Annotated in this window: 10 protein-coding genes; 9 read left to right on the forward strand and 1 reads right to left on the reverse strand. The window is 69.7% G+C overall.

Translation table 11 applies throughout. The features are described 5' to 3' along the window. Nucleotides 1–34 precede the first annotated feature (34 nt). Nucleotides 35–757 (reverse strand): TetR/AcrR family transcriptional regulator, encoded by a 723-nt coding sequence (locus ABD481_RS20055; RefSeq protein ID WP_344667227.1) that lies wholly within the window; start codon nt 755–757, stop codon nt 35–37. A gap of 102 nt (nt 758–859) precedes the next feature. On the opposite strand from ABD481_RS20055, the gene speB reads away from it, so the two are divergent. The 9 genes from speB to rpsC all read left to right on the forward strand — a co-directional run. Continuing rightward, nucleotides 860–1,885, forward strand: coding sequence for an agmatinase (speB, locus tag ABD481_RS20060; protein ID WP_344667228.1), 1,026 nt, complete (start codon nt 860–862; stop codon nt 1,883–1,885). Between the two features lie 502 nt (nt 1,886–2,387). After that, nucleotides 2,388–2,696: a 30S ribosomal protein S10 gene (gene rpsJ, locus ABD481_RS20065; protein ID WP_012785157.1), complete on the forward strand. Its 309-nt coding sequence runs from the start codon at nt 2,388–2,390 to the stop codon at nt 2,694–2,696. A 13-nt stretch (nt 2,697–2,709) separates the two neighbouring features. Further along, nucleotides 2,710–3,357, forward strand: coding sequence for a 50S ribosomal protein L3 (rplC, locus tag ABD481_RS20070; RefSeq protein WP_344667229.1), 648 nt, complete (start codon nt 2,710–2,712; stop codon nt 3,355–3,357). A 2-nt stretch (nt 3,358–3,359) separates the two neighbouring features. After that, on the forward strand, nt 3,360–4,013 hold the full coding sequence (gene rplD / locus ABD481_RS20075) for a 50S ribosomal protein L4 (RefSeq protein ID WP_344667230.1): 654 nt from the start codon (nt 3,360–3,362) through the stop codon (nt 4,011–4,013). Nucleotides 4,014–4,018: 5 nt separating this feature from the next. Then, nucleotides 4,019–4,357 carry a 50S ribosomal protein L23 gene (rplW, locus tag ABD481_RS20080; RefSeq protein ID WP_344667238.1) on the forward strand — a complete coding sequence of 113 codons (339 nt, stop codon included), beginning with the start codon at nt 4,019–4,021 and terminating at the stop codon, nt 4,355–4,357. Continuing rightward, the gene (gene rplB / locus ABD481_RS20085) at nt 4,357–5,193 is read left to right on the forward strand and encodes a 50S ribosomal protein L2 (RefSeq protein WP_344667231.1); all 837 of its coding nucleotides are present in this window, start codon (nt 4,357–4,359) and stop codon (nt 5,191–5,193) included. Before rplW ends, rplB begins: the two co-directional genes overlap by 1 nt. Nucleotides 5,194–5,205: 12 nt before the next feature. Then, entirely contained in the window at nt 5,206–5,487 is a 282-nt protein-coding gene (gene rpsS, locus ABD481_RS20090) for a 30S ribosomal protein S19 (protein ID WP_344667232.1), read from the forward strand. Further along, the gene (gene rplV / locus ABD481_RS20095) at nt 5,480–5,872 is read left to right on the forward strand and encodes a 50S ribosomal protein L22 (RefSeq protein ID WP_344656633.1); all 393 of its coding nucleotides are present in this window, start codon (nt 5,480–5,482) and stop codon (nt 5,870–5,872) included. Before rpsS ends, rplV begins: the two co-directional genes overlap by 8 nt. Next, nucleotides 5,872–6,565: 30S ribosomal protein S3 (gene rpsC / locus ABD481_RS20100; RefSeq protein WP_344667233.1), on the forward strand; the 694-nt coding region annotated here is incomplete at its 3' end. The genes rplV and rpsC, both read left to right, overlap by 1 nt.

The following is a 6,565-nucleotide window of genomic DNA, read 5'->3' on the forward strand; positions in this document are numbered from 1 at the left end:
CCGCCGGCCCAGTCGCTTGTGCGGCAGAGCGATCTCAGCCCTCGTCATAACCCAGAATCGCCGCCAGCGCCCCCAAAGCCGAGTCCCGGGCCTCGTCGACCGTGATGGCCGGGTCGGCGAGCGAGAGCGGCATGCCGAGGCCGTCCAGGAGCGAGAGGAACAGGGTCGCCACGCGGTCGGGGGATTCGGCGGTGGTGAAGTGCCCGGCGGCGATGCCGGTCCGGACCGCTTCGGCGATCAGCGTCCGCCACGCGGTGTAGTCGGCGAGCACGTCGACGCGCAGCTCCGCGTCGCGCAGGGCGAAGCGCCAGGCCTCGATCCAGAGGCGGCCCGAGCCGTTGCCGAAGGCCGGGAAGTCGCGCAGCGCGGCGTCGGCGATGCGGGTCAGGCGCTGCCACGGGTCGGCGGTGGTCCCGAGGTGCGCCTGGAGGGCCGCGATCTCGGTCTCCGAGGCGTGGCGGAAGGCCGCCAGGAGGAGGTCCTCACGGGAGCCGAAGTAGTACTGGAGGCTGCTGACCGGTACGCCGCTCGCGGCCGCGACGTCCTGGAAGCGGGTGGCGTCGGCGCCCCGGTCGGCGATGACGCGGACCGCGGCGTCCAGGACCTCCGACTTGTCGCGGCCGGCGCGGCGGGTCCGGGCGCGGCGGCCGTCCGCGGAAGCGGGGGCGCCGGAGGCGGTGCTGGAGCTGTCGGACGGGCTGTTGGGCGGCCCGTTGGGCGGGCTGTCGGACGGGCTGTTGGGCGCGGCGGGGGTCACGACCTGAGTCTAGCTGTTTTGTATGGCAATACCGTATGGTCGTACAGGTTCGCGATACGCTTGGCGATACGTCAGCTCGGAACCACGGCTGGAGGCTGCTTCATGACCCGATACGGCGCCATGTTCGGACCCGACATCACCTTCCTCGGTGTGGAGCGGTGCGATCTCGGCGACCCCGAGACCTATCGCGGCGCCGACGTCGTCGTCCTCGGCGCGCCCTTCGACGGCGGCACGTCGCACCGCCCCGGCGCCCGCTTCGGGCCGCAGGCCGTGCGGCAGGCGTGCTACCTGGGCCACGACGGGTCCCGCCCGAGCCTGGCGCTGCGCGTCGACGGGCTCGCCGACCTGGTGGTCCGGGACGCCGGGGACGTGGAGACCTACGCCGGGGACATCGAGACCGCGCTGGCGAACATCGAGGAGGCGGTCCACAAGATCGCGGCGTCCGGCGCGATCCCGGTGGTGCTCGGCGGCGACCACACCATCGCGCTTCCGGACGCCCGCGGCGTGGCCCGCCACCACGGCTTCGGCCGCGTCTCGATGCTCCACTTCGACGCGCACGCGGACACCGGCGAGATCGAGTTCGGCCACCTCCACGGCCACGGCCAGCCGATGCGGCGGCTGATCGAGTCCGGTGCGATCCGCGGCGACCGGTTCCTCCAGGTCGGCCTGCGCGGCTATTGGCCGGGCCCGGACATCCTCGGGTGGATGGCCGAGCAGCGGATGCGGTCCTACGAGATGACGGAGATCGTCGCGCGCGGCCTGGAGGACTGCCTGACCGAGGCCTTCGCGATCGCGGTCGACGACTGCGACGGCGTCCACCTCTCGGTCGACATCGACGTCGCGGACCCCGGCCACGCGCCCGGCACCGGCACCCCCGAGCCCGGCGGCCTGACCGGCCGGCAGCTGCTCGACGCGGTCCGCCGGGCCTGCTACGAGCTCCCGGTGGTCGGTGTGGAGGTCGTCGAGGTGGCCCCGCCCTACGACCACGCCGACATCACCGCCGCGCTGGCGAACCGCGTGGTGCTGGAGGCGCTGTCGGCGATCGCCCGGCGCCGCGCCGACGCGCGCGGGGGAGTGGAGGGCCGGGTGTGGGACCCGAGGCTGCCGCTCCTGGAGGGACGCGGTTGAGAAATTTCCCGATATGGCGTACCGCCGCGCAACGGGTGTGCCCTATATCACATCTCAAAATGAAGACCGGGTATGCCCACGCCCCGATTTCCCAAAACCCCCTGGCCTGGGCCATACTGTTGAGGTTGCTCGACCATTCGCGCCCTCTTTGGGGTGCGCGGGAGTTCCAGGCCGTCCTCGGCTAGGGCTCCGGCCCTGGTGGGGCAGTATTCCGCGGAATCCGGATTTCGCAGGCGCGGCGATGAGTCGCGCCCGGCGGATCCGCACGCCGGTGCGGGCGACACGCCCGAACGCGTGGACCGGAGGAGGCGGGAAAAGCGGGACAAGCTTCGCGGGACACACAGGTTGTGGAACGCGGCGAACCCGGAGGTCAGGTGGGTCCACAACCGCCGATCGCCGGGCGCGTTGATGCGAGTCGACCCCGGCATCGTTCGGGGCCGGCCGACGCAGACGCCGGACAACAGGTCCAAGAAAGACCGGAACGATAAGGAACCAAGCAGCCATGGCGGGACAGAAGATCCGCATCAGGCTCAAGGCCTACGACCACGAGGTGATCGACTCCTCGGCGAAGAAGATCGTCGAGACCGTGATCCGCACTGGCGCGCAGGTCGCCGGCCCGGTGCCGCTGCCGACCGAGAAGAACGTGTACTGCGTCATCCGCTCGCCGCACAAGTACAAGGACTCGCGCGAGCACTTCGAGATGCGCACGCACAAGCGTCTGATCGACATTCTCGACCCGACCCCCAAGACGGTGGACTCGCTCATGCGGCTCGACCTGCCGGCGGGCGTCGACATCGAGATCAAGCTCTGAGGGCGGCCGGCACATGGGTAAGCAGATTAAGGGCGTCCTGGGCGAGAAGCTCGGCATGACCCAGGTCTGGGACGAGAACAACCGGGTGGTCCCGGTGACGGTCGTCAAGGCCGGGCCGTGCGTCGTGACGCAGATCCGCAAGCAGGAGGTCGACGGCTACGAGGCCGTGCAGATCGCCTACGGGGCCGTGAAGCCCACGAAGGTCAACAAGCCGGAGGCCGGCCACTTCGCGAAGGCCGGCGTCACGCCGCGTCGCTACCTCGTGGAGATCCGGACCACCGACGCCGCCGAGTACGAGCTCGGCCAGGAGATCACCGCCGAGACCTTCGGCGCCGGCCAGCTGGTCGACGTCTCCGGCACCTCCAAGGGCCACGGGTTCGCCGGTGTCATGAAGCGCCACAACTTCCGGGGCCTCGGCGCCGGCCACGGTGTGCAGCGCAAGCACCGCTCGCCCGGCTCCATCGGCGCCTGCGCGACCCCCGGTCGCGTGTTCAAGGGTGTCCGGATGGCCGGCCGCATGGGCTCGGCCCGCGTGACCGTCCAGAACCTCACCGTCCAGGCCGTGGACGCCGAGAAGGGCCTGATCCTGCTCAAGGGTGCCGTTCCCGGCCCCAACGGCGGCCTGGTCCTGGTCAAGACCTCGGCCAAGAAGGGAGCCTGACCATGACGCAGGTTGTCAACGTCGACCTCCCCGGTGAGATCTTCGACGTCCAGACCAACATCCCGCTGATCCACCAGGTCGTGGTGGCGCAGCTGGCCGCGGCCCGTCAGGGCACGCACAAGACCAAGACCCGCGGCGAGGTCTCCGGCGGCGGCAAGAAGCCGTACCGCCAGAAGGGCACCGGCCGCGCGCGTCAGGGCTCGACCCGCGCCCCGCAGTTCACCGGCGGTGGCGTCGTCCACGGCCCGGTGCCGCGCGACTACGCCCAGCGCACCCCGAAGAAGATGAAGGCCGCCGCGCTGCGCGGGGCCCTGTCCGACCGGGCCCGCGACGGCCGCGTGATCGTGGTGGACCGGCTGGTGGAGGGCGACGTCCCGAACACCAAGTCGGCCGTGGGCCTGCTGAAGGGCGTCAGCGAGTACAAGAACCTGCTGGTGGTCCTGCAGCGCACCGACGAGGTCTCCTACAAGAGCCTCCGGAACGTCCCGACCGTGCACCTGATCGACGTCGGCCAGCTGAACACCTACGACGTGCTCGTCAACGACGCCGTCGTGTTCACGCAGGGCGCCTACGACCAGTTCGTCGCCGGTCCCGCCAAGGGGAAGTCTGCTACTGCCGTGGCGAGCTCCTCCGAAGTTGAGGGGAGCGACGCGTGAGCACTGTGTTCAATCAGGCTCGGGCCGACCGCGCCGTCCTGGCCCGCGACATCATCATCAAGCCGGTGGTGTCGGAGAAGAGTTACAGCCTTCTGGACCAGAACACCTACACCTTCGTGGTCCACCCGGACACGAACAAGATCCAGATCCGCGAGGCCGTCGAGGAGATCTTCGACGTCAAGGTCCTGTCGGTGAACACCATCAACCGCCAGGGCAAGCGCAAGCGGACCCGCTACGGCATCGGCAAGCGCAAGGACACCAAGCGCGCCATCGTGACCGTGGACCCGAACCCCGGTGGCGGCAAGAAGGGCCGCATCGAGCTGTTTGGAGGGCCGGTTTCCTAATGGGCATCCGTAAGTACAAGCCGACGACCCCGGGCCGCCGCGGCTCCTCGGTCGCCGACTTCGTCGAGGTCACCCGGAGCACCCCGGAGAAGTCGCTGGTCCGTCCGATCCACAGCAAGGGCGGCCGGAACAGCACCGGTCGCGTGACGGTGCGCCACCAGGGTGGCGGCCACAAGCGCGCGTACCGGCTGATCGACTTCCGCCGCAACGACAAGGACGGCGTGCCGGCCAAGGTCGCTCACATCGAGTACGACCCCAACCGCACCGCCCGCATCGCGCTGCTGCACTACGCGGACGGCGAGAAGCGCTACATCCTGGCGCCGAAGAACCTGGCGCAGGGCGACCGGATCGAGAACGGTCCCGGCGCGGACATCAAGCCCGGCAACAACCTGCCGCTGCGCAACATCCCGACCGGTACCACGATCCACGCGATCGAGCTCCGCCCCGGCGGCGGCGCGAAGATCGCCCGGTCGGCCGGCGCGAGCGTGCAGCTCGTCGCCAAGGACGGGCCGTTCGCGCAGCTGCGCATGCCCTCCGGCGAGATCCGCAACGTCGACCTGCGCTGCCGCGCCACGGTCGGCGAGGTCGGCAACGCCGAGCAGTCGAACATCAACTGGGGCAAGGCCGGCCGCATGCGCTGGAAGGGCAAGCGCCCGACCGTCCGCGGTGTCGCGATGAACCCGATCGACCACCCGCACGGTGGTGGTGAGGGCAAGACCTCCGGTGGCCGCCACCCGGTGTCCCCGTGGGGTCAGAAGGAAGGCCGCACCCGCAAGCCGGGCAAGGCCTCCGACAAGTACATCGTCCGCCGTCGCAAGACCAACAAGAAGCGCTAGGAGGAGGTTTAGATGCCGCGCAGTCTCAAGAAGGGTCCCTTCGTGGACGACCACCTGATGAAGAAGGTGGACGCCCAGAACGCGAAGAACACCAAGAACGTCATCAAGACCTGGTCCCGGCGCTCGATGATCGTGCCGGACATGCTGGGCCACACCATCGCGGTGCACGACGGCCGCAAGCACGTCCCGGTGTTCATCACCGAGGCGATGGTCGGCCACAAGCTGGGCGAGTTCAGCCCGACCCGCACGTTCAAGGGTCACGTGAAGGACGATCGGAGGTCGCGCCGTGGCTGAGAACAAGGCCAAGGACCTCGCGGGCAATGAGGCTATTGCCCAGGCGAAGAACATCCGCATGACCGCCATGAAGGTGCGCCGGGTCGTGGACATGGTCCGCGGCCAGGACGTCGAGAAGGCTCTCGACACCCTGCGCTTCGCGCCGTACGCCGCCGCCGAGCCGGTCTTCAAGTGCGTCGCGTCGGCCGCCGCCAACGCCCGCAACAACAAGCAGCTCCGTGGCCAGCTGGTGATCAGCGAGGCCTACGTGGACGAGGGTCCGACCCTGAAGCGGTTCCGGCCGCGCGCCCAGGGCCGCGCCTACCGCATCCGCAAGCGGACCTCGCACATCACGATCGTGGTCCAGGAGACCGCGGGCGTCGCGCAGAAGGGCAGGACCCGATAGTGGGCCAGAAGGTTAACCCGCATGGGTTCCGCCTCGGCATCACCACGGACTTCAAGTCCCGGTGGTACGCCGACAAGCTGTACAAGGACTACGTCAAGGAAGACGTCGCGATCCGCCGCCTGATGACCGACGGCATGGACCGCGCCGGCATCAGCAAGGTGGAGATCGAGCGCACCCGCGACCGCGTCCGCGTCGACATCCACACCGCGCGTCCGGGCATCGTCATCGGCCGCCGCGGCGCCGAGGCCGACCGCATCCGCGGCAAGCTGGAGAAGCTGACCGCCAAGCAGGTCCAGCTGAACATCCTCGAGGTGCGCAACCCCGAGCAGGACGCCCAGCTGGTCGCGCAGGGCATCGCCGAGCAGCTCGCGCAGCGTGTGGCCTTCCGCCGCGCGATGCGCAAGGCGATCCAGTCCTCGATGAAGGCCGGCGTCAAGGGCATCAAGGTGCAGGTCTCCGGCCGCCTCGGCGGCGCGGAGATGAGCCGCTCGGAGCAGTACCGCGAAGGTCGCGTCCCGCTGCACACGCTGCGCGCGAACATCGACTACGGCTTCTACGAGGCCAAGACCACCTTCGGCCGGATCGGCGTGAAGGTCTGGATCTACAAGGGCGATGTCACCTCGCTGTCGGCGCAGCGCGCGCTGAACGCGGCCGAGGCCCGCGCCGGGCGTCCGTCCCGGGACGGCGAGCGCC

It is taken from the genome of Catenulispora yoronensis (assembly GCF_039531695.1).
Taxonomy (GTDB): Bacteria; Actinomycetota; Actinomycetes; order Streptomycetales; family Catenulisporaceae; genus Catenulispora; species Catenulispora yoronensis.

Bases quoted from the DNA above. Each gene is read 5' to 3' on its own strand.
- speB (WP_344667228.1), top strand. From the start codon at position 860: ATGACCCGATACGGCGCCATGTTCGGACCCGACATCACCTTCCTCGGT.
- rpsJ (WP_012785157.1), top strand. From the start codon at position 2,388: ATGGCGGGACAGAAGATCCGCATCAGGCTCAAGGCCTACGACCACGAG.
- rplC (WP_344667229.1), top strand. From the start codon at position 2,710: ATGGGTAAGCAGATTAAGGGCGTCCTGGGCGAGAAGCTCGGCATGACC.
- rplD (WP_344667230.1), top strand. From the start codon at position 3,360: ATGACGCAGGTTGTCAACGTCGACCTCCCCGGTGAGATCTTCGACGTC.
- rplB (WP_344667231.1), top strand. From the start codon at position 4,357: ATGGGCATCCGTAAGTACAAGCCGACGACCCCGGGCCGCCGCGGCTCC.
- rpsS (WP_344667232.1), top strand. From the start codon at position 5,206: ATGCCGCGCAGTCTCAAGAAGGGTCCCTTCGTGGACGACCACCTGATG.